Below are 18,830 nucleotides of genomic sequence, written 5' to 3'. Positions count from 1 at the left end.
GCTCATTGAGCGGCATTTTTATTGTCTATTAAACTGGGTATTCAAAGCGAAAAATTAGCCTCGGCCACCTTTGATTGCTTGAATAATTTCAGTTGTCGAACAACCATCTTCAAAGTTAAGTACTTTCACTTCACCACCCGCTGCAATGACTTCCGCACCACCTGCGATCTCTTCAGGTTTGTAATCACCGCCTTTGACTAAAATGCTTGGCAGCACTTCAGAAATCAAACGCTGAGGTGTATCTTCAGAGAACGGAACAACCCAATCAACCGCACCTAAACCTGCCAATACCGCCATACGACGATCGGTAGGGTTCACAGGACGACCAGGACCTTTTAAACGCTTAACTGACTCATCGGTATTAACCGCAACGATCAAACGATCTCCAAGTTCAGCCGCGTGGTTCATGTAAGAAACATGGCCGGCATGCAGAATATCAAAACAACCATTAGTCATTACAACCTTCTCGCCTTTAGCACGAGCGCGTTTCACCGCTTCAACCAGTGCCGCTTCTGAGATTACGCCGTAGTCTGTATCTTGACTACCGTGAATCGCTTCCGCTAGTTCAATTGTCGACAAGGTTGATGTACCTAGCTTACCAACCACAACACCTGCGGCAGCATTTGCTAATGCACAGGCTTCATCTAATGGTTTACCAGCAGCAACAGAAGCAGCCAGAACGGAGATAACCGTATCACCAGCGCCTGTCACGTCATACACTTCTTTCGCTTGTGTTGGCAAGTGGAATGGCGCCTGACCTTTACGCAGTAACGTCATACCATTCTCACTGCGAGTCACCAGTAAGGCTTCAAAGTCATACTTTTCGATTAAGGCGATGCCCTTCTCTATTAGATCTTCTTCCGACTTAACCTTACCGGCAACGAGCTCGAATTCCGCCATATTTGGTGTAAGCAAAGTCGCACCACGGTAGCGCTCTAGATCCGCGCCCTTCGGGTCGATAAATACTGGCACATTCGCTGCGCGTGCTTTTTGAATGAAGCTCTGTACATGCTCTAATGCACCCTTCGCGTAATCTGACAAAATCACCGAGCGCACATTTGGCAATGCTTGCTCCATACGCGACAGTATGAGCTCTGGATTGGTGTTTTCAAATTTGTCTTCAAAATCAAGACGAATCAACTGCTGACCGCGGCTCATCACTCGTAGTTTGGTGATGGTCGGGTAGTCTTCTAACTCAACAAAATCACACTTAACCTTCAGCGCACCCAAGGTATTTTTCAGCACCTCAGCAGGCTCATCTTTACCAGTTAAACCAACAACATGAGCATGACCGCCAAGCGAGGCAATGTTCATTGCAACGTTGGCAGCACCACCAGGGCGCTCCTCGTTATTTTCTACTTTTACCACAGGCACTGGTGCTTCTGGTGAAATACGGCCAGTTGGACCATACCAGTAACGATCAAGCATGACGTCACCGACAATAAGAACACCTGATTGGCTGTAGTCAGGTAGAATTGGTTTCATTGTTGAGCTCCAAAAATCGAATCTGGCTAGAGTCTAGCACACTGATTACAGTGGCTAAACCATAGAAAAATGAGTAAAGCCTATCTCGATAGGCACTGTGATAACTAAGCGCAAGACAAGTTAAGCTTCCATCCACTGCTTCCATGCTTGAACCACATGCTCTCTTTCCATTTCGAACTTATCAATCGACACATCTGCATCTAGGTTGAGGAGGTTACGATGGTGTATTTCATCGCGTAGCGTTGTGTACGCATGAGTCAGTGCCATGCCTTGTTGCTCGTCCATGATCCCTTGTGATAACAAGCTCTCAAAGATTCTGACATTGTCACACCAACGTGTCAGTTTTGGCTTCTCGTGGCTGTATCGTAACACCAAGTATTGCGCCAAAAACTCAACATCAGTAATGCCACCAGCATCCTGCTTAAGCATGAATCGATCGGCTTTTTTGCCGCCAAGGTGATCACGCATTTTTTCTCGCATATCCACCACCGCTTTTTTCAACGTTGCTTCATCACGTGGCAAACACAACACCTCATGACGTGTTTTGTTGAATGCGGAAGCCAATTGCTCATCACCATAGATCATACGAGCTCGAGTCAGTGCTTGATGCTCCCATGTCCACGCATCATTGTGTTGATACTCATCAAAGGCATCGGTTGGACTAACCAACAAGCCCGAAGCTCCCGATGGACGTAAGCGAGTATCGACTTCATACAGGATCCCCGATGCAGTTCTAGTAGAGAATATATGAATAATACGCTGAGCCAACCTTAGATAAAATTGGCGTCCATCAATCTCTTTCTTACCATCAGTATAGATGTGTACCGGGCAGTCGTGCATAAACACAATATCGAGGTCTGAGTTGTAACCAAGCTCCCAGCCTCCGACTTTGCCATAGCCAACAACCGCAAAGCCGCGACCTTCACGCTCTTTAAGGTGAGTAGGCTCACCAAACTTAGCCGACACCTGTAGCCAAGCTTGGTTAATACCGGCTTCAACAATCGCTTCTGCTAAGTAAGTCAGGTGATCACTCACCTTCATAACCGGCAGCACACCAGCAATGTCAGCCGCGGCAATTCTTAGGATACAGGTCTGCTTAAACTGACGCAGGCCTTCCATCTGCTGCTCCATGTCGTCTTCAGGAATACGAGCAAGGTAATCACGTAATTCTGTCTTGTAAGACTCAAGCGGCACTGGGTTATACAGCTGCTGAGGGTCGATAAGTTCATCTAACAGAATTGGGTATCGTCCAAGCTTTTCTGAGATCATCGGACTCGCCGTACACAAACGAACAAGTTGAGTCAATGCAGCAGGGTGCTCATCGAGCAACTCTAGATAAGTGGTACGCGTGACGATTTTATGCAGTAGATGCAGTATACGCGATAAGCCAAACTCGGCGTCTTTAGCGGTATACAGGGCCTGAAAGACTTTCGGCATCAGTCGATTGAGAACTTCACGCCCACGCGGGCCAAGAGTTTTCTTAGCAATATCCGCTTTAAATTGAATAATCGTTTTCGCCGCTTCTGGCGGGTTGGCGATAGCTATATCATGCTGCAATACATGCTCGATAACATCCGACTTATGGGCCATATCCCACAACTCGCTGAAGTGACTCGCGATTGGGTTAGCGTCCTCTTCATCAACCCCAATCAGCTCTTCAAACACACTGTGTACGTTCGCCATATGGACGCGAGTTGCAGTAATCAAACTCTCCCAATCATTGAATTGCATGGCAACCGCAAGCTGAAGTTGTTCTAACTCACCGTCCGGTAGTGTCTGGGTTTGCTTGTCAGCCATCGCCTGTAACAAGTTCTCTAGGCGACGTAAAAATAGGTAAGCATCGCGCAGGTCAGCCACTTCTTGGGGTTCTAGTAGATACAAAGAGTCAATGGCGGTTAAGGTCTCCAAAAGCCCTCGTCCACGTAGGCTCGGCTCGCGACCACCACGAATCAGCTGAAAGACTTGTGCAATGAATTCAACTTCACGAATACCGCCTGAGCCGAGCTTGATGTTATTAGATAAACCACGACGACGCACTTCACTGCTGATCATCGATTTCATGCGGCGCAGAGATTGAATCGCACTGAAATCGATATAACGACGGAATACAAACGGGCGTAGCATCTTACGCAGCTCTTGATATTCAGGGTACATCTCACTACCCATTACGCGTGCCTTAACCATGGCGTAGCGTTCCCAGTCTCTTCCCTGTTCTTGGTAGTAATCTTCTAGTGCTGCGTAGCTCATTACTAATGGACCACTCTCCCCAAACGGACGTAAGCGCATGTCGACTCGATAGCAGAACCCATCAAAGGTTTGTTGATCGAGCGCTTTGATAATACGTTGCCCTAAGCGAGTGAAGAACTGTGCATTGGCAATACTGCGTCTTACACCTTGGGTCTCACCATTTTCTGGGTAAGTAAAAATAAGGTCGATATCAGAAGAAAAATTGAGTTCACCGCCACCAAGCTTGCCCATACCAATGATAAGCATCGGCTGTGCTTCACCCTGTTCATTACAAGGTGTGCCCCACTCTTTACAACAAATGTCGTACTGCCATTGATAAGTCTCGAAGATCATCGCTTCAGCCAACATAGAGAGATGACTTAAGCTCTGTTCAAGCTCCCAAGAGCCCATAAAGTCACGCCATGCAATATAGGTCATCTCTCGGTTACGGAATTGACGCAGCACTCGTTGGCCGCTCATTTCGTCAGTGCAATCTGAAAGCAGATCAGCCAATCGTCGACGATACCCTTCTGCACGCTCCTCACATTCCAACATATCCGGTAGAGTCGTCGATAAGATCGTGTCACGTTGTAAGCAATCACCGATAAAGCAGCTTAATCCTAAGACATGTTTAAGGTCTTCAATTAGCGGCTCAGACCAAGCATTAATGGCTTCACTTTGGTGCTCTAATAATTGCTCAAAAGCTGACTGCGAATGAGTGACGAGTTGAGAAGGCAATAGCATGTTTCTTCCTTGTATAAGCTGCGCGCGAACAATCAATTTGTTGGGTCAGTTTTTCAATAACGAGTTTTCACAACTAAACATAAGTTATACCAAAGTTACGCCAATAAAAAACGCCCACATCAGTAATGTGGGCGTTTTATCGGTTAACTTATCGAGTTATACCTTTCTCTCTAGAAAACAGGCACTAACAATAGGGATTGAGAAATTAAGGCTACACCTCGAATTGCTTAATCTTACCGTCCAATTCTTGCGCGTTGCTTTCCATAAGCTGAGAGGTCTCTAGAAGCTCACCGACCACCACAACTGAAGCTTCAACAAGCTCACGAACATTGGTCAGGTTAACACTCATCTCTTCCGCAACACAGCTCTGCTGGCCTGCAGCTGTCGCAATCTGGAAGTTCATGTCATTGATTTGGTTCACTTGGCTCACGATGCCATCAAGTTCAGAGCCAGCATTGGTCACTAGATCTACACCTTCAGCCGCTTCAACAACACTCTTTTCCATTAGCTCTACCGCAGAGTTAGCGCTGCTTTGTAGGTGGCTGATCATATCTTGAATTTCGACGGTTGCTTGCTGAGTACGCTGTGCAAGGTTACGAACCTCATCAGCAACCACGGCAAAACCACGACCGGCTTCACCAGCACGCGCCGCTTCAATCGCTGCGTTTAGTGCCAATAAGTTGGTTTGTTCTGAAATGCCTTGGATGGTGCCTACAACGCTACCGATTGAATCAACGCGCTCTTCTACTTGGTTTACGGCTGCCGCAGACGCTGCGATATCTGAAGAGAGTTCACTCATCTTAGATACAGAGCCCTTAACGAACTTCTGTCCCGTTAAGGCTTGGCCTGATGCTTGCTCAGTAAGAGAAGAAGCGCTTTGTGCATGTTCAGCAACCGTTTGAACAGTAGAGGTCATTTCACTCATTGCCGTTGCCAGTTGGTCAATCTCATTAAACTCTTCTTGAGCAGACTCTTTAGTCTCTGACATGCTGATGGTCATTACTTCTGTTAGAGCAAATAGCTCATCAGAAGAAGCCAATTGAGCTTTCACCATGTCTTGTAGCTGAACTCGTGTTTTTTCTAGCTCACGTGCTACATCGCCGTATTCATCTTTACAATCCATTTGAATCGGCACAGATAGGTTTTTGTCTGCCATCGTTTTGATAGCATCACTAAGATATTGGGTTTGACGCAGCATCACGCGAGCCGCTGCTAACAGAAGAACCACAAACACAATGATCATCAAGCCTGTCTGCCAAGCGACTTGGACTAGGTAAGTCTCATAATGCTGCTGTGCAACCTGCGCATTGTTCGTTGCAGCGAGCAATGAATCGTAAAAAGTGCTCGCGTCCCATAGCTGTTTAGAAATAATCAAGATGGTACTGAACACCATCAGCATGATCATTTTCGGAACGAGACGAATATCAGAGATTACCCTTTCCCACGGCTTGAATGACAGTTTAGTCATTGTCAGTTCTCCATTAACTCTTATATATTGATGGCTTATATACCCGCGAGATGGCTGATTGAGTCAGGTTCGCGATTTATTTTGAGCCTCGTATGAATGTTAAATAGTATCAAAGACACACCTAAGCCGATGAGCTTATTATCACTGATTCTCTCTTTCTTAGCGTTATTTGTGATCTCAGGCTTGTTGTTTGCGCCGATTGATAAAGAATCGAAACAAGTCCTTATCGGCCTCGATTTTATAATCTGTAGTGTTTTTCTTTTTCAGCTCACCATTGATCTATTCAGATCACAAAATAAGAAAGAATACCTCAAAGTACACTGGATCGACTTCTTGGCAAGTATCCCAATGATCGAACCTCTTCGTTTCGCTCGTATTTTTCAAATCCTGCGAGTTATCTTAGTACTGCGTTCAAGCAAACGTATTTTCAGAGAGTTGTTTCGCAATAGGAAAGAGACCACTTTCGCTTCCATCATTCTGCTTTTGGTGATCTTACTGACGATCGGGGCTGGCACGATCCTGCTATTGGAACACAAAGATCCTAATGCCAATATCACGACAGGTCATGATGCGTTATGGTGGGCTTTCGTCACCATTAGTACCGTGGGCTATGGTGACCATTATCCAGTAACCACTGCAGGTCAGTTAATCGCGTCGATTGTGATCATCTGTGGGGTTGGCGTGTTTGGTATGATCTCAGGTCTAATCACCTCGCTAATTACCGAGCCTACCGACCTTCAAAACCAACAGTTAGAAAATAAAGAACGCAAGCTGGATAAGATTCTAGAACAGCAACAACAAATACTAGAACGGCTCGAGTCGCTTGAACGACAGACAAAAAAATAGGGCCAAGGCCCTATTTAAAAATGGATGTTAGTGTTGAGACTAGTCTTGCCAGTATGGCTCAACTTCAACACTGATTTGGCGAGTCTGCTCCATCGCATGCAGAATCGAAACCTCTTGTCGAGCAAGCCAGCGCTCTAGCTGATCTTTCTCATCACCTTCTAACTTCTCAGTGAGTGGCTGTAAGGTTCGCAGCATCAATAAATCGTCAATACCTTGCACCATGTCCGCCCAAGGCAAACGGAAGCTATTACGCTCATCGTCATCGTACAAGCTCGCAAAGCCAACGCCAGAGTACAGGTTACGCATCAAACGATACTGCTGGTCGATGTAGGCTTGGCTTGTCATCACGCGTTCTGGTGGAAAAGCTTCCATCAGCTCCGCCCAGGTGCGATCAAGCTGCTTAACAGAGAACCATTCAATTCCGCGTCCCATTTGCTCGCGCGCTTTATCGTCCAAGAATGGCTGCCAGCCTCGGGTAAGAATCCAGCGGCTTAAATCAAGCAGAAGACCGGTGTAGCGAGCAGAGCTCAAGAGAGTCAGTAACTCTTCACGATCTGGCAATTGCTCTTGCATCTCTTTTAGCTCTGCCACTAAGAACTTACGAGCATCAAGCTTACGCAGAACATGGCCTTTATCTTCTAGCAAATCCTCAAAGTGATCATAACTTTTTAGCCAATCCAACTCTTGTTCTAACCATTTCAGCTCTTGACGCAAAATGGCGCTGGCACGTCTTGGCACAATGCCGCCATAAATGGTGAAAGTCTGACGGATAAAACTCAGTGAATGGCTGATCTCATGAAGAGCTTCAATCGATTGACGCTCGGTGAAAATTTGCTCGTGGTAATGCCAATGAGCGAGAGCATGCTCTAAAGAATGAATGAAACACGATTCAACGGTGTCACTTTTGTCAGTACCAACTAAGGTCAAAGGAGTAACTTCATCGCCTTGATAACCTTGAGCAAGTCGGTAACCCTTAGCAGCTTTACTTAAGTTTCCTAAGCGCATACCACCTTGTTCGCAGAATTGGCGAGACAGTGTAAACAAAGCATCGGTTTGACCGGATTTAAGTTCGAGTTCAACCTCGCAAATCGGCTCTTGTTTGTCGCCTGATTCGACGAAACCTTGATCAAAAGCAACCTCAACTTGACTACCGTCAGGCATGCCAATCAGCCACTGCTCTCGTGTAAAGTTAGTAGAGAAGAGTGGAGTAAGCTCGGCTTCCAGTGTTTCGATATCTTTGCCTTCAGGCCAGATATCTTCTGGATGCAAGGCAAGCTTGGGTTGATTGCTGTCGTGTTCTGCATTGTATTCAGGCCTTTGGTGCAGACCTGCAACAACGCGACCAGCTGTCTTTACCGTTTGTACAAATACGTCATCAAAGCGTCGAATGCGCAAGCCGGTATCGTGCTTGCGTAGCCAGTTGTCAGGGGTGTCAAAGTAGATGTTACCTAGCTCACGACAACTGTGCTGAAGTACTTTAGTTTCAGCAATTTTATTGCGTAAAGTCTCTGAAAAATCAGGAGAAACAAAAAACTTCAGTTCTATCTCGGTTTCCATAGTTATACCTTTCTGTGAAGATAGGGACAGGATATTGCCAATTTTCAAAGTCGGCAAGTCAGAAATATCGCCCTTATGATGATCTAAAACAGTTTTAATGAGAGATTGATTAGGTTAACATGCGCGACTTTGTAGCCATCGCTTAACATTCCACCATGAATTTGGTGTATGTTGTTTTAAGGTTATTATTTATTAGGTTGGATGACCATGCCAGTAAATACAATTATGGGGTTATTTGCAAAGTCCCCAATTAAACCTTTGCAGCGTCACGTAGTATGCGTGAACGAATGTTGTTCTCACCTAGTTAATTTCTTTGAAGTTTCTTCAAAGGGTGACTGGGAAAAAGCAGCTGAAATTCGAGCTCAAATTTCTCACCTTGAGAAAGAAGCTGACGTACTAAAACGTGAAATTCGCCTTAAACTTCCTCGTGGTTTGTTTATGCCTGTTGATCGCACCGACATGTTGGAGCTATTAACTCAGCAAGACAAACTAGCAAACCTAGCGAAAGACATTGCTGGCCGTGTATATGGTCGTCAACTTGTCATTCCTGCTCCTCTACAAGAAAACTTCATCGCTTACGTTAAACGTTGTCTAGATGCAGCGAACCAAGCACAAAACGTAATCAATGAACTAGACGAATTACTTGAGACTGGCTTTAAAGGCCGCGAAGTAACACTCGTTGCTGAAATGATTCATCAATTAGATGTAATTGAAGATGACACGGATGCGATGCAGATCGAACTACGCCAACAACTAATGGCGATTGAAGGCGATCTGAATCCAGTTGATATCATGTTCTTATACAAAATTCTTGAATGGGTTGGTGGTATTGCAGATCAAGCACAGCGTGTAGGCGCTCGTCTTGAAGTAATGCTTTCTCGATCTTAAATCATACGTTAACCATATAACGAAGAGCATTTTTTGAACAAACCACTTATGCGTTGAGTATTTCTCTCGCTGAGCGGTTTTTTGCGTCTAAATTTGTTCCGCTTGTTATCAAACAACTAGGTATTACGATGGATATCCTTGCTAACTACGGCACTGTCCTGATTATTGTTGCAGCAGCTTTCGGTTTCTTGATGGCTATTGGTATTGGTGCAAATGACGTTGCGAACGCAATGGGCACCTCAGTAGGCTCTAAAGCTCTAACCGTTAAACAAGCGATCATTATCGCAATGATCTTTGAATTCGCTGGTGCATATCTTGCCGGTGGCGAAGTTACCGATACGATCCGTAAAGGTGTTATCGAGACGTCTCTATTCGCACATCAACCAGACATACTTGTATTCGGTATGATGTCAGCGCTTCTTGCTGCTGGTACATGGTTACTTCTAGCTTCATACATGGGCTGGCCTGTTTCTACTACTCACTCAATCATCGGTGCAATCATCGGTTTCGCTTGCGTATCTGTCGGTACTGAAGCGGTAGACTGGGGCAGCGTTCAAGGTATCGTGGGAAGTTGGATTATTACTCCTGTCATCTCTGGTTTCTTCGCTTACGTTATCTTTGTGAGTGCTCAGCGACTGATCTTTGATACTGAGAACCCACTGTTCAACGCTAAACGTTTCGTTCCTGTGTACATGTTCATCACAACGATGGTAATTGCACTGGTCACAATCAAGAAAGGCCTTAAGCACGTTGGTCTTCACCTAAGCAATACTGAAGCATGGCTTTGGGCTGCAGCAGTATCAGCCATTGTAATGATTGGTGGTTACCTATACATCCAGAAGAAATTCGCTAACCGCGAAGAAGACCACGGCTTTGCTGGTGTTGAAGGCATCTTCTCTGTACTAATGGTTATCACAGCTTGTGCGATGGCATTCGCACACGGTTCAAACGACGTTGCAAACGCGATTGGTCCACTGTCTGCTGTTGTATCCACGGTTGAGCATATGGGCGAAATAACAGGTAAGAGTACTATCGCATGGTGGATTCTTCCTCTAGGTGGTTTTGGTATCGTGGTTGGTCTTGCGACTCTTGGTCATAAGGTTATGGCAACGGTTGGTACTGGTATCACTGAACTAACACCAAGCCGTGGCTTTGCAGCACAACTTGCTACAGCATGTACGGTTGTTCTAGCATCAGGTACCGGTCTTCCAATCTCTACGACACAAACACTAGTTGGTGCGGTATTGGGTGTTGGTTTTGCTCGTGGTATCGCGGCACTGAACTTAGGCGTTGTACGTAATATCGTGGCTTCGTGGATTGTGACACTGCCTGCAGGTGCTCTCCTTGCTGTTGTGTTCTTCTACGGAATTCAGGCTATGTTTAGCATGTAATTGCCACTGAGTTAGCCAAGGCTAGCGTCAGAGCTATGTGAGCTTCAGTAACGATATGTAAATGCTATGTCATTATTGACTCAAACGCACAGAAAGGGAGGCTTTGCCTCCCTTCTTTGTTGCACCGCATAAAGAAACTAAATATTATTTGCTCATTGAGGCTGACTCATCCGCCTACCCAACTTGAATCGTTAAGGGATTTACTGTGAAAAAACTGATTAGCTTAGTTTTGTTCGCAATGCTTGCGGCTCCAGCTGCCTTTGCACAAGACCGTTATATTGCTGACAAACTATTTACTTATATGCATTCTGGCCCAAACAACACCTACCGTATCATCGGCAGTGTTGATGCTGGTGAGAAGATCACTTACCTGCAAGCAAACAAGAGCACAGGTTACACGCAAATCCAAGACAACCGTGGCCGTAAAGGTTGGGTTGAGAGCAAATTTGTAAGCACGAGAGAGAGCATGGCTCTGCGCATGCCTAAGCTTGAAAAAGAGCTGACAGAAGTGAAAGCCCAGCTGGCTAATGCACGTCAAACAGCTGACAGCGAAAAGGCAGGTCTAGCAAGTTCTCTAGATTCTCGTAATAAGCAGATTGCTGAACTAGAGCAGAACTACAGCGAGATTAGCCAACAGCTAACAAGCTCTCAAACAGAAAACCGTGAGCTACGCGCTAAGCTAGACACGCAGAAAGATGACCTACTATTGAAGTACTTTATGTACGGTGGTGGTGTTGCTGGTATTGGTCTACTTCTAGGCCTTGTTCTACCACACATCATTCCTCGTCGTAAAAAGTCACCAAACGGCTGGGCGTAAGCGTTTCGTTTGACTGTTTTGCGTTGAGCAAAGTAAATTCAATCTCGAATACCAAAGAGGAGCACCTAAGTGCTCCTTTTTATTTATCTCAGCATGCTATCAAAGTGCTTGTTACAGCCTTGGGTTAACCCTTCCACTCATACAAAGCAGGAATTTCTATCTTCTGCTGGTTAAATTCAACAACTACAGATTGCGGCTTTATCTCTAGCAATTGCACATCGTTGCCGATCCAATCGCCCTGTGACACCTCTCGCCCATTCACTTTGACCCAACGCTTGTTCTCACTGCTTGAATACATATGAGTTTGTAAGTCGAGCTTAGGTAATACGCCAGACAAACTGTTAACGTGATTTTCGAGCTCAATCACTTGAGGCTCCATCTGACTTGCTGGTCGCGAATCCATTGGCTCAGGCGCACGTGGCTGCTCATCCATAATCGCTTCTAGCTTCAATGCCAAATCAGGCGGTAACTCGGCCAAATCTAAGCCTTGTAGCAAGTCGCTATCTGATTGCTGATAATTGCTTTCATCGTTCACACCAGGTCCAACTTCTGGCTCGGCTAATGACAGCTCTGAATCATCGACCGTTCGCGCACTGCTCTCGGCAGTAACTACCGGCACGGTAACACCAGCAGAAAAGTTAGTGCTGCCAGAATTAACATGAGCATAAACCTCTTGGCGAGGTAACGATTTTAGCGTCTTGCCAGTCGGCGCTGGACGCACCACAAACAGAGGCTCATCTTCGACTTCTTCTTCGAAATTCAAATCAGCCGTTTCGATATCCTTGGCTTGAACAGACTGGGGTTCTGCTTCTGAACTCGAACTAATAGCAGCTTGGTTAGCCGTTTGCTGTTGATGGTAAGATTGATACACCAAGACACCACCTACCAACAAAGAAGGCACAATTAAAACAAGCAACCCCATAGCCAGCGACGAACCGCGTTTGTTGCTGATACTCTTTGCAGAACTTGGCACCTGATGGTTTTGGTAACCCTTGAAGCTGGATTTATCTGAGGACTGATTCAGCTCATGCATAATGCGTGACATTAGATCGCTCCTCCGTTTAATGACATTAACTTAGGAGAGTCAAGCTGAGCTAATCTTTGTAGCCTCGCTAAAGTTCGTTGACCAACAATACCGTCGACCGACATGCCCTGCCAAGTTTGAAATGCTTCGACTTTCATTTTTAATTCGTAATCAAATACATCACTACCAGATACAACCTCTCCAAGAACCTCAGAAAGCAACAAATCAAGCAAAGCGACAGCTTCTCCCTGATATCCCTCTTTTAACGTTTCTCGCAATGGCTGTTTCCAAATCGCGACATAATCACCATGCCAGACCTTCTCTAGAGATTGCTTCGGCATGATTAACAGTTTTTCGTTCACCAGTAACTCGACAGCGTCTTGTGATGCGCCATAAAGCACAGCAAATACCGGCTCTTGCTCTACATCTAGGTTCAATACCACAGGAACGCCTAACTCTAGAAGGTCATCAAAGCTTGCTTGTTGTTGCTCACATACGAACACGCTTTGTGGCTCGCTTAGACATAAACCGTCACGCAGAGAGGATTGGTATCCCCAAAGCGTATATAAGTCCTTGATCGCCAGCGAACGGTTAGTTCCTTGCATCAAGTGTTGCTGAATATGTGCTGGCAGTGCGAACTTGTCTATCTCAGACTCAACAACCACCTTAGGCATATCTGCGACTAACGACCGCTGTATCTTTGCTGAGTTTAATGCTTGGGCTTCATTCGAAGGTTGAGTTGTTAGCCATGTCTCAATGTAGGTTGGAGCAAAAAGGAAGGTCGCCATCGCAAGCGCGACACTCAAGGTAGTAGCACTCGCGTATTTTACTAGTTTTGGGAGCACGCTCGCTACTCGAGGTTTTTCGACATGGTAAACCTCGGCTTGAAACGCCATGATCTGCTGACACGCTTTGTTGACCGTGTCATTGCTCGGTGTTGGATCTCCATCATGAAAAGCGAGCTGCAGCGCCTTATCACACACCAAGTTAATCAATCTTGGAATACCATGAGTATATTGAGCAATCACCTTAACGGAGCGATTCGAAAACAGCATCTGCCCGCCACCAGCCGTCTCTAAACGAAACTCGATGTACTTACCTGTCTCTTGAGTGTTGAGCGGCAACAAATGGTAGCGCCCCGTAATACGCTGCGCTAGTTGGCGCAATTGCGTAGTCTGGAGGTGCTGTTGTAATTCCGGTTGACCAACCAGCAATACTTTTAATAACTTGCGGCTGTCAGTTTCCAAGTTCGTTAAAAGGCGTAGCTGCTCCAATACATCGGCAGCTAAGTGCTGAGCTTCATCTATCACCAATAAGGTTTGAATACCTTCGGCATGGCTATCCAATAAGAAATAGTGAATCGCCTGACTCAGTTGCTTGAGTGATGCCTGTTGCGGATAGTCGATCTCGAACTCATCACAGATAGCTTCAAGCAAATCAGTATTAGAAAATGTAGGGTTGAGTATAAGGCCAGCTTGAGTGTGGCTATCCAGAGAGGACAACATCGCCTTAGCGACCGTTGTTTTACCGGTTCCCACCTCACCAGTGAGCATTGCAAAGCCCCCACCCTCGCCTAAACCGGCTTGTAGGTTCTGCATCGCCTCTTGGTGTCGCTGACTCAAAAACAAGTAGTGAGAATTTGGTACAATCGAAAATGGCATCTCAACGAAGCCAAAATATTCCTTATACATGTGCTGCCCTATAATTACGATTAATGGAAAGTACCATTGCTTGCCGTAAAGTCCAGCAGTGATAAAACATTTCGAGGTGATACGTTGCAAATATACTATAGCCTACCAAAAGAGAATGGGCTACAGCGCTATCTAGTTGGTGGAGCCGTGCGCGATAAGCTACTCAATATTGATAGCTACGATAAAGATTGGGTGGTCGTCGGCAGTACCCCTCAAGAGATGGAAAGCCTTGGCTTCACTGCGGTAGGTAAAGACTTTCCAGTATTCTTACACCCAAAAACCAAAGAAGAGCATGCACTGGCGCGCACAGAAAGAAAGTCAGGCTCTGGTTACACAGGCTTCGAATGTTACTTCGCACCAGATGTTAGCCTAGAAGAAGATCTCATGCGCCGTGATCTGACGATCAACGCCATCGCTCAAGATGATGCAGGCAACCTTCACGATCCTTACCACGGCCAGCAAGACCTCTCCGATCGTATTCTTAGACACGTATCCGATGCCTTTGTTGAAGATCCGCTTCGAGTGCTACGAGTTGCGCGCTTCGCAGCCAAGCTTCACCATCTCAGTTTTAGCGTCGCACCTGAAACCATGGCCATGATGGCGACGATCGTTGAATCAGGAGAACTTGCTCACCTTACTGCTGAGCGAGTGTGGCAAGAGTGGCACAAGTCACTCAGTACACCACATCCAGAAGTGTTCCTTTCGGTGTTGAAAGAGTGCGGTGCATTAGCGGTTGTTTTACCAGAGATTGACGCTCTGTTTGGTGTTCCTCAACCGGAGAAGTGGCACCCTGAAATCGACACGGGTATCCATACTCTGATGGTGGCCCAACAAGCAGCGCTATTAAGCCCATCGCTGCCAGTTCGCTTTGCCGCTCAAGTGCATGACTTAGGTAAAGGCGTGACACCACAAGCGGAATGGCCAAGCCATAAGATGCACTGCCACACAGGTGTTAAGATCATCAAGAAACTGTGTGAACGAGTGAGAGTGCCTAATGAATTCAGAGACCTCGCACTATTAGTGTGTGAGCAGCACTCAAACATTCATCGTGCAGGCGAGCTCAAGCCGACAACTTTCCTTAAGGTTCTCAACAAATTCGACGTTTGGCGCAAACCAGATCGCCTTAACGACATCTTGCTTTGTTGCCAAGCTGACCACGCGGGTCGCAAAGGTTTAGAAGATCAGCCTTACCCTCAAAAGGCTCGTTTTGAAGCGGCCTATCAGGCGGCACTTCAAGTTGAAGTAAAAGCAATTATTGCCGATGGCTTTAAAGGTAAAGATATTCGAGAAGAACAAGAGAAGCGCAGAGCGGCAGCCATTGAAAATGCGTTATCAGAGCTCACTAATAGTTAACCTTCAATCTGTTAGTCAGCACGTATTAAAAAGCCCGCTGTTAAGCGGGCTTTTTCAATTTTACGGCGAGACTGTTATCAGCGCCTGTTACTGCATCATTAAGAAAGCAAACAGACCACAACCTAAGATTAGGCGGTAGATAACAAACGGTGTCATGCCCATACGTGAGATAAGCTTCAAGAAGAAGTGAATACAGATGTAAGCGCTGATGAAAGACACCGCAATACCGGTTAGCAATGTGCCCACATGGATTGGATCGCCACTGGTCACAAGCTTAAGACCTAAGTAACCACCAGCTAAAGTGATGATTGGGATAGACATTAGGAAAGAGAATCGAGCTGCTGCTTCACGAGTAAAGCCAAGGTAAAGTGCTGCTGTAATCGTAGCGCCTGAACGAGAGGTACCAGGAATGATTGCCATGGCTTGAGCGAGACCAATAAACAACGCTTTTTTCCAGCCCGCTTGGTACTCATCATCTCGTAGGCTTGAGTTCTTATCTACCCACCACAACAACAGACCAAAGACAATTGTCGTTGTCGCAATCACCCATGCACTACGCAAGTAAAGTTCAACAATATCCTTCATCAACAGACCAAAGATACATGCAGGAATCGTCGCAAGGATGATCATCCATGCCAATTTCGCTTCTTTACTACGATCGCCCTTAAACACTGAGCCGAAGAATGCGCTCAACAACGAAATCACTTCTTTACGGAAGTAGATCACGACCGCGGCCAGAGTACCGACATGGACCGCGACATCAAAAGCCAAACCCTGATCTTCCCAGCCTAAAACCGCTGATGGAAGAATCAAGTGTGCCGAACTGGAAATAGGTAAAAACTCAGTAAAGCCTTGCACCAACGCCAATATAAACGCTTCAAAATAACTCATTACTTACCTTTAAAGTTATAGTTTTATATCTACGACAGAGAGCGAGTCTAGTTGCTGCATCTTCTGCCATATTTCACTGACGGTTCTTCCGTCTTGCGGGATCACTCTCGCAGGGCAAAGATCATAAAGTGGTTGTGTTACAAAAGGATATTTATAGATATCACTGCGTGGTAACTCTGGAGCAGACTCAGATATCTCATCGCCAAACAGCACAATATCAAGATCCAAATTTCGATCCTGAAGTTTGTGTGCATCTTGCGCACGCCCCCATTTATACTCAATTTTACGAAGTTCCCGTGAAAATTCAGTCAATGAAAGTGGCGTGTCGAGCTCTATCACAAAATTATAAAATGGATGGCTATTAAAACCAACAGGCTCACAGTGATAGATTTTAGAGCATTTAAGGTTAGTCCCTAACGATTGAAGCTCTGTCCATGCCACCCTTGCATGCTTGTCGCGGTCTATGTTCGTGCCAACACCAACATAGGCGATGGTCATGCCTGACCTCGTTCGATGATCACACCCACCGCTTTTGCTTGAGGCACCGCACCAGGCTTCGCTAGGTGGATTTTTACCCAAGGAACAGAAAACTGAGTCATAATAAGCTCTGCGACTTCTTCAGCAACACGTTCTACAAGTAGAAAACGGCCATTTGCAATGTGCTCAAGTACTGCAGTGCTCACTTTCGAATAATCCAAAGCATCAACCACATCATCACTCTTGCCTGCTGGGCGGTTGTCATGGGCCATTTCAATATCAAGTACCAGCTTCTGTTTGATCTCTTGTTCCCAATCGTAAACACCGATCGTTGTAATTACTTCTAGCTGCTCAATGAAAACTTTATCCAGTGCCATGACTTGTCCTTTTAGAGGTCGGATACCCAAATTGGGGAAAAAAACGTATTATTTGCGTAATTCGAGATATGATATCAATTACTCTGGGATTGAGCATTATTTTCCCATCGTTAGGCGTATAACCGTTAAAGGACAGACATGACCCCATTGGCACTTATCATGATCATTGCTGCCTATTTGCTAGGTTCAATCTCTAGTGCGGTCTTGATATGCCGAGTCTTAAGGCTTCCAGATCCCAGAACGGTGGGCTCCAACAACCCAGGTGCGACCAATGTATTACGTGTCGGTGGCAAAGGCGCAGCAGCAGCAGTATTACTCTGTGATATGTTAAAAGGTACCATTCCAGTCTGGCTTGGTTACTTTCTCGGTATCGACTCAATTATCTTAGGTATTGTTGCGATTGCAGCTTGTCTTGGTCATATGTACCCGATCTTCTTCCACTTTAAAGGTGGTAAAGGCGTTGCTACGGCACTGGGCGCGATCGCTCCAATTGGATTCGACTTAACCGGAATGATCATGGCAACTTGGCTAGTCGTCGCGCTTTTGTTTCGATACTCGTCTCTGGCTGCATTGGTGACCGTGCTACTTGCCCCTTTCTACGCTTGGTTAGTCAAACCTCAATACACCCTTCCCGTAGCTATGCTGTGTTGCTTGATCGTGCTGCGTCATCACCAGAACATCCGCCGTCTACTTGACGGCAGTGAACCAAAGCTCGGACAAAAAAAATCGGTTTAACCTTATTTTCAAGATTAAACCGACCATTTTTAGCGATAGGTAAACTACAGCAGATGCTTGCCTAAAAACTCTTTCAGCATAGTGTTTACGAACTCTGGCTGCTCTAGCGAGCTAATATGTCCCGCGCCAGGGATCACCACTAATTCACTACCCGAAATGCAATCATGCATCAGGTAGGATTCAAGTACCGGGCGTGGTTTGTCTTCTTGGCCGACAGCAACTAATACAGGTAGCGCAAAGTTCTCAATCGTTTCAATCATGTCACGACGTCCAAACACCATACGACCAATACGAGCTACTTGTTCTGCTTGTTCGCCCTGTAATGCCGATAACTGCTGAGTAAAACCCTCAACCAAAGCTGGCGTGTTAGTTTGTGCTTCATTAGCAAAGAACAATGGCACAACCGCTTCAACAATAGGTTGAGGAACCATCTTGGTTTGAGAAATCGTATCGAGCATACTGAAGTATTTCGCGTGTGCTACTTCTGGCTCTAAGCCGACGAAAGTGTCCATCAGTACCAAAGATTTGATACGTGACGGTGCTAGCTCCGCAAGCTCTGTGCCCCACATACCACCAACCGATAAACCCACCACAGAAAACTCTTCGATGTTTAAGTGATCAAGCAGTGCCAGAACATGTTGAGCGTAGTCTTTTAAGTTACACATAGCACTCGGTGCCGCTTGAGACTCACCATGAGACCAAAGCTCAGGCACAATACAACGGTACTGAGATTTTAATGCTTCAACCTGTGGCTTCCACATCGCACTATCCCAAAGGTAGCTGTGCCCTAGTACAACAACTGGGCCTTCACCTTCGTCTAGGTAAGCCATCGATTGATTATCTATAGTGAACTTGTTCAT

The 18,830-nt window shown here is 45.9% G+C and carries 16 protein-coding genes; 6 read left to right on the top strand and 10 right to left on the bottom strand.

Features of this window, described 5'->3' with window-relative positions:
- Positions 1-54 precede the first annotated feature (54 nt).
- The 3 genes from hldE to ACTRWI_RS08910 form a co-directional block, all read right to left on the bottom strand.
- Positions 55-1,485, bottom strand: a complete 1,431-nt coding sequence (gene hldE / locus ACTRWI_RS08920) for a bifunctional D-glycero-beta-D-manno-heptose-7-phosphate kinase/D-glycero-beta-D-manno-heptose 1-phosphate adenylyltransferase HldE (protein ID WP_499130635.1) — start codon at positions 1,483-1,485, stop codon at positions 55-57.
- A 120-nt stretch (positions 1,486-1,605) separates the two neighbouring features.
- Complete coding sequence (gene glnE / locus ACTRWI_RS08915; RefSeq protein ID WP_499130633.1) at positions 1,606-4,455, bottom strand: bifunctional [glutamate--ammonia ligase]-adenylyl-L-tyrosine phosphorylase/[glutamate--ammonia-ligase] adenylyltransferase; 2,850 nt, start codon at positions 4,453-4,455, stop codon at positions 1,606-1,608.
- Positions 4,456-4,666: 211 nt separating this feature from the next.
- Entirely contained in the window at positions 4,667-5,923 is a 1,257-nt protein-coding gene (locus tag ACTRWI_RS08910) for a methyl-accepting chemotaxis protein (RefSeq protein ID WP_499130631.1), read from the bottom strand.
- A gap of 96 nt (positions 5,924-6,019) precedes the next feature.
- Here ACTRWI_RS08910 and ACTRWI_RS08905 point away from each other — a divergent pair, with 96 nt between their 5' ends.
- Complete coding sequence (locus tag ACTRWI_RS08905) at positions 6,020-6,769, top strand: potassium channel family protein (protein WP_032498675.1); 750 nt, start codon at positions 6,020-6,022, stop codon at positions 6,767-6,769.
- Positions 6,770-6,808: 39 nt separating this feature from the next.
- Here ACTRWI_RS08905 and ACTRWI_RS08900 read toward each other — a convergent pair whose 3' ends face one another.
- Positions 6,809-8,326 carry a CYTH and CHAD domain-containing protein gene (locus ACTRWI_RS08900; RefSeq protein WP_499130629.1) on the bottom strand — a complete coding sequence of 506 codons (1,518 nt, stop codon included), beginning with the start codon at positions 8,324-8,326 and terminating at the stop codon, positions 6,809-6,811.
- A gap of 207 nt (positions 8,327-8,533) precedes the next feature.
- Here ACTRWI_RS08900 and ACTRWI_RS08895 point away from each other — a divergent pair, with 207 nt between their 5' ends.
- The 3 genes from ACTRWI_RS08895 (at position 8,534) to ACTRWI_RS08885 (ending at position 11,422) form a co-directional block, all read left to right on the top strand.
- Positions 8,534-9,214, top strand: coding sequence for a TIGR00153 family protein (locus ACTRWI_RS08895; protein WP_008222549.1), 681 nt, complete (start codon positions 8,534-8,536; stop codon positions 9,212-9,214).
- A 128-nt stretch (positions 9,215-9,342) separates the two neighbouring features.
- Positions 9,343-10,605, top strand: coding sequence for an inorganic phosphate transporter (locus tag ACTRWI_RS08890; protein ID WP_499130627.1), 1,263 nt, complete (start codon positions 9,343-9,345; stop codon positions 10,603-10,605).
- Between the two features lie 205 nt (positions 10,606-10,810).
- Positions 10,811-11,422 carry a TIGR04211 family SH3 domain-containing protein gene (locus tag ACTRWI_RS08885; RefSeq protein ID WP_499130625.1) on the top strand — a complete coding sequence of 204 codons (612 nt, stop codon included), beginning with the start codon at positions 10,811-10,813 and terminating at the stop codon, positions 11,420-11,422.
- Between the two features lie 124 nt (positions 11,423-11,546).
- On the opposite strand, the gene ACTRWI_RS08880 is transcribed toward ACTRWI_RS08885, so the two are convergent.
- A complete protein-coding gene (locus tag ACTRWI_RS08880; RefSeq protein ID WP_499130624.1) occupies positions 11,547-12,467 on the bottom strand; it encodes a general secretion pathway protein GspB in 921 nt (306 codons plus the stop codon).
- On the bottom strand, positions 12,467-14,137 hold the full coding sequence (locus tag ACTRWI_RS08875) for an ExeA family protein (protein ID WP_499130622.1): 1,671 nt from the start codon (positions 14,135-14,137) through the stop codon (positions 12,467-12,469). The genes ACTRWI_RS08880 and ACTRWI_RS08875 overlap by 1 nt, the downstream gene beginning before the upstream one ends.
- A gap of 90 nt (positions 14,138-14,227) precedes the next feature.
- Here ACTRWI_RS08875 and ACTRWI_RS08870 point away from each other — a divergent pair, with 90 nt between their 5' ends.
- Entirely contained in the window at positions 14,228-15,490 is a 1,263-nt protein-coding gene (locus tag ACTRWI_RS08870) for a multifunctional CCA addition/repair protein (RefSeq protein ID WP_499130637.1), read from the top strand.
- A gap of 87 nt (positions 15,491-15,577) precedes the next feature.
- Here ACTRWI_RS08870 and ACTRWI_RS08865 read toward each other — a convergent pair whose 3' ends face one another.
- From ACTRWI_RS08865 to folB, 3 genes are read right to left on the bottom strand one after another with little or no spacing between them, the layout of a single operon-like run.
- Complete coding sequence (locus ACTRWI_RS08865) at positions 15,578-16,381, bottom strand: undecaprenyl-diphosphate phosphatase (protein WP_004740781.1); 804 nt, start codon at positions 16,379-16,381, stop codon at positions 15,578-15,580.
- Positions 16,382-16,396: 15 nt separating this feature from the next.
- Positions 16,397-16,879: a 2-amino-4-hydroxy-6-hydroxymethyldihydropteridine diphosphokinase gene (folK, locus tag ACTRWI_RS08860; protein WP_434566606.1), complete on the bottom strand. Its 483-nt coding sequence runs from the start codon at positions 16,877-16,879 to the stop codon at positions 16,397-16,399.
- Positions 16,876-17,235 (bottom strand): dihydroneopterin aldolase, encoded by a 360-nt coding sequence (folB, locus tag ACTRWI_RS08855; protein ID WP_008222534.1) that lies wholly within the window; start codon positions 17,233-17,235, stop codon positions 16,876-16,878. Before folB ends, folK begins: the two co-directional genes overlap by 4 nt.
- A gap of 138 nt (positions 17,236-17,373) precedes the next feature.
- On the opposite strand from folB, the gene plsY reads away from it, so the two are divergent.
- Positions 17,374-17,970: a glycerol-3-phosphate 1-O-acyltransferase PlsY gene (plsY, locus tag ACTRWI_RS08850; protein ID WP_499130620.1), complete on the top strand. Its 597-nt coding sequence runs from the start codon at positions 17,374-17,376 to the stop codon at positions 17,968-17,970.
- A 44-nt stretch (positions 17,971-18,014) separates the two neighbouring features.
- Here the strand turns inward: plsY and ACTRWI_RS08845 are convergent, their stop codons facing one another.
- Complete coding sequence (locus ACTRWI_RS08845) at positions 18,015-18,830, bottom strand: alpha/beta fold hydrolase (RefSeq protein ID WP_499130619.1); 816 nt, start codon at positions 18,828-18,830, stop codon at positions 18,015-18,017.

This window comes from Pseudoalteromonas sp. G5_S1_14_S5, assembly GCF_054968605.1.
Note: the sequence above shows the minus strand (reverse complement) of the source record. Positions and strands in the feature narration are given on the sequence as shown.

What these genes read in the sequence shown, in the direction of transcription:
- hldE (WP_499130635.1), bottom strand. Translation starts at nt 1,485, where the DNA reads ATGAAACCAATTCTACCTGACTACAGCCAATCAGGTGTTCTTATTGTC.
- folK (WP_434566606.1), bottom strand. Translation starts at nt 16,879, where the DNA reads ATGACCATCGCCTATGTTGGTGTTGGCACGAACATAGACCGCGACAAG.
- ACTRWI_RS08845 (WP_499130619.1), bottom strand. Translation starts at nt 18,830, where the DNA reads ATGAACAAGTTCACTATAGATAATCAATCGATGGCTTACCTAGACGAA.
- ACTRWI_RS08865 (WP_004740781.1), bottom strand. Translation starts at nt 16,381, where the DNA reads ATGAGTTATTTTGAAGCGTTTATATTGGCGTTGGTGCAAGGCTTTACT.
- ACTRWI_RS08875 (WP_499130622.1), bottom strand. Translation starts at nt 14,137, where the DNA reads ATGTATAAGGAATATTTTGGCTTCGTTGAGATGCCATTTTCGATTGTA.
- ACTRWI_RS08880 (WP_499130624.1), bottom strand. Translation starts at nt 12,467, where the DNA reads ATGTCACGCATTATGCATGAGCTGAATCAGTCCTCAGATAAATCCAGC.
- ACTRWI_RS08890 (WP_499130627.1), top strand. Translation starts at nt 9,343, where the DNA reads ATGGATATCCTTGCTAACTACGGCACTGTCCTGATTATTGTTGCAGCA.
- folB (WP_008222534.1), bottom strand. Translation starts at nt 17,235, where the DNA reads ATGGCACTGGATAAAGTTTTCATTGAGCAGCTAGAAGTAATTACAACG.
- ACTRWI_RS08895 (WP_008222549.1), top strand. Translation starts at nt 8,534, where the DNA reads ATGCCAGTAAATACAATTATGGGGTTATTTGCAAAGTCCCCAATTAAA.
- glnE (WP_499130633.1), bottom strand. Translation starts at nt 4,455, where the DNA reads ATGCTATTGCCTTCTCAACTCGTCACTCATTCGCAGTCAGCTTTTGAG.
- ACTRWI_RS08900 (WP_499130629.1), bottom strand. Translation starts at nt 8,326, where the DNA reads ATGGAAACCGAGATAGAACTGAAGTTTTTTGTTTCTCCTGATTTTTCA.
- ACTRWI_RS08910 (WP_499130631.1), bottom strand. Translation starts at nt 5,923, where the DNA reads ATGACTAAACTGTCATTCAAGCCGTGGGAAAGGGTAATCTCTGATATT.
- ACTRWI_RS08905 (WP_032498675.1), top strand. Translation starts at nt 6,020, where the DNA reads ATGTTAAATAGTATCAAAGACACACCTAAGCCGATGAGCTTATTATCA.
- plsY (WP_499130620.1), top strand. Translation starts at nt 17,374, where the DNA reads ATGACCCCATTGGCACTTATCATGATCATTGCTGCCTATTTGCTAGGT.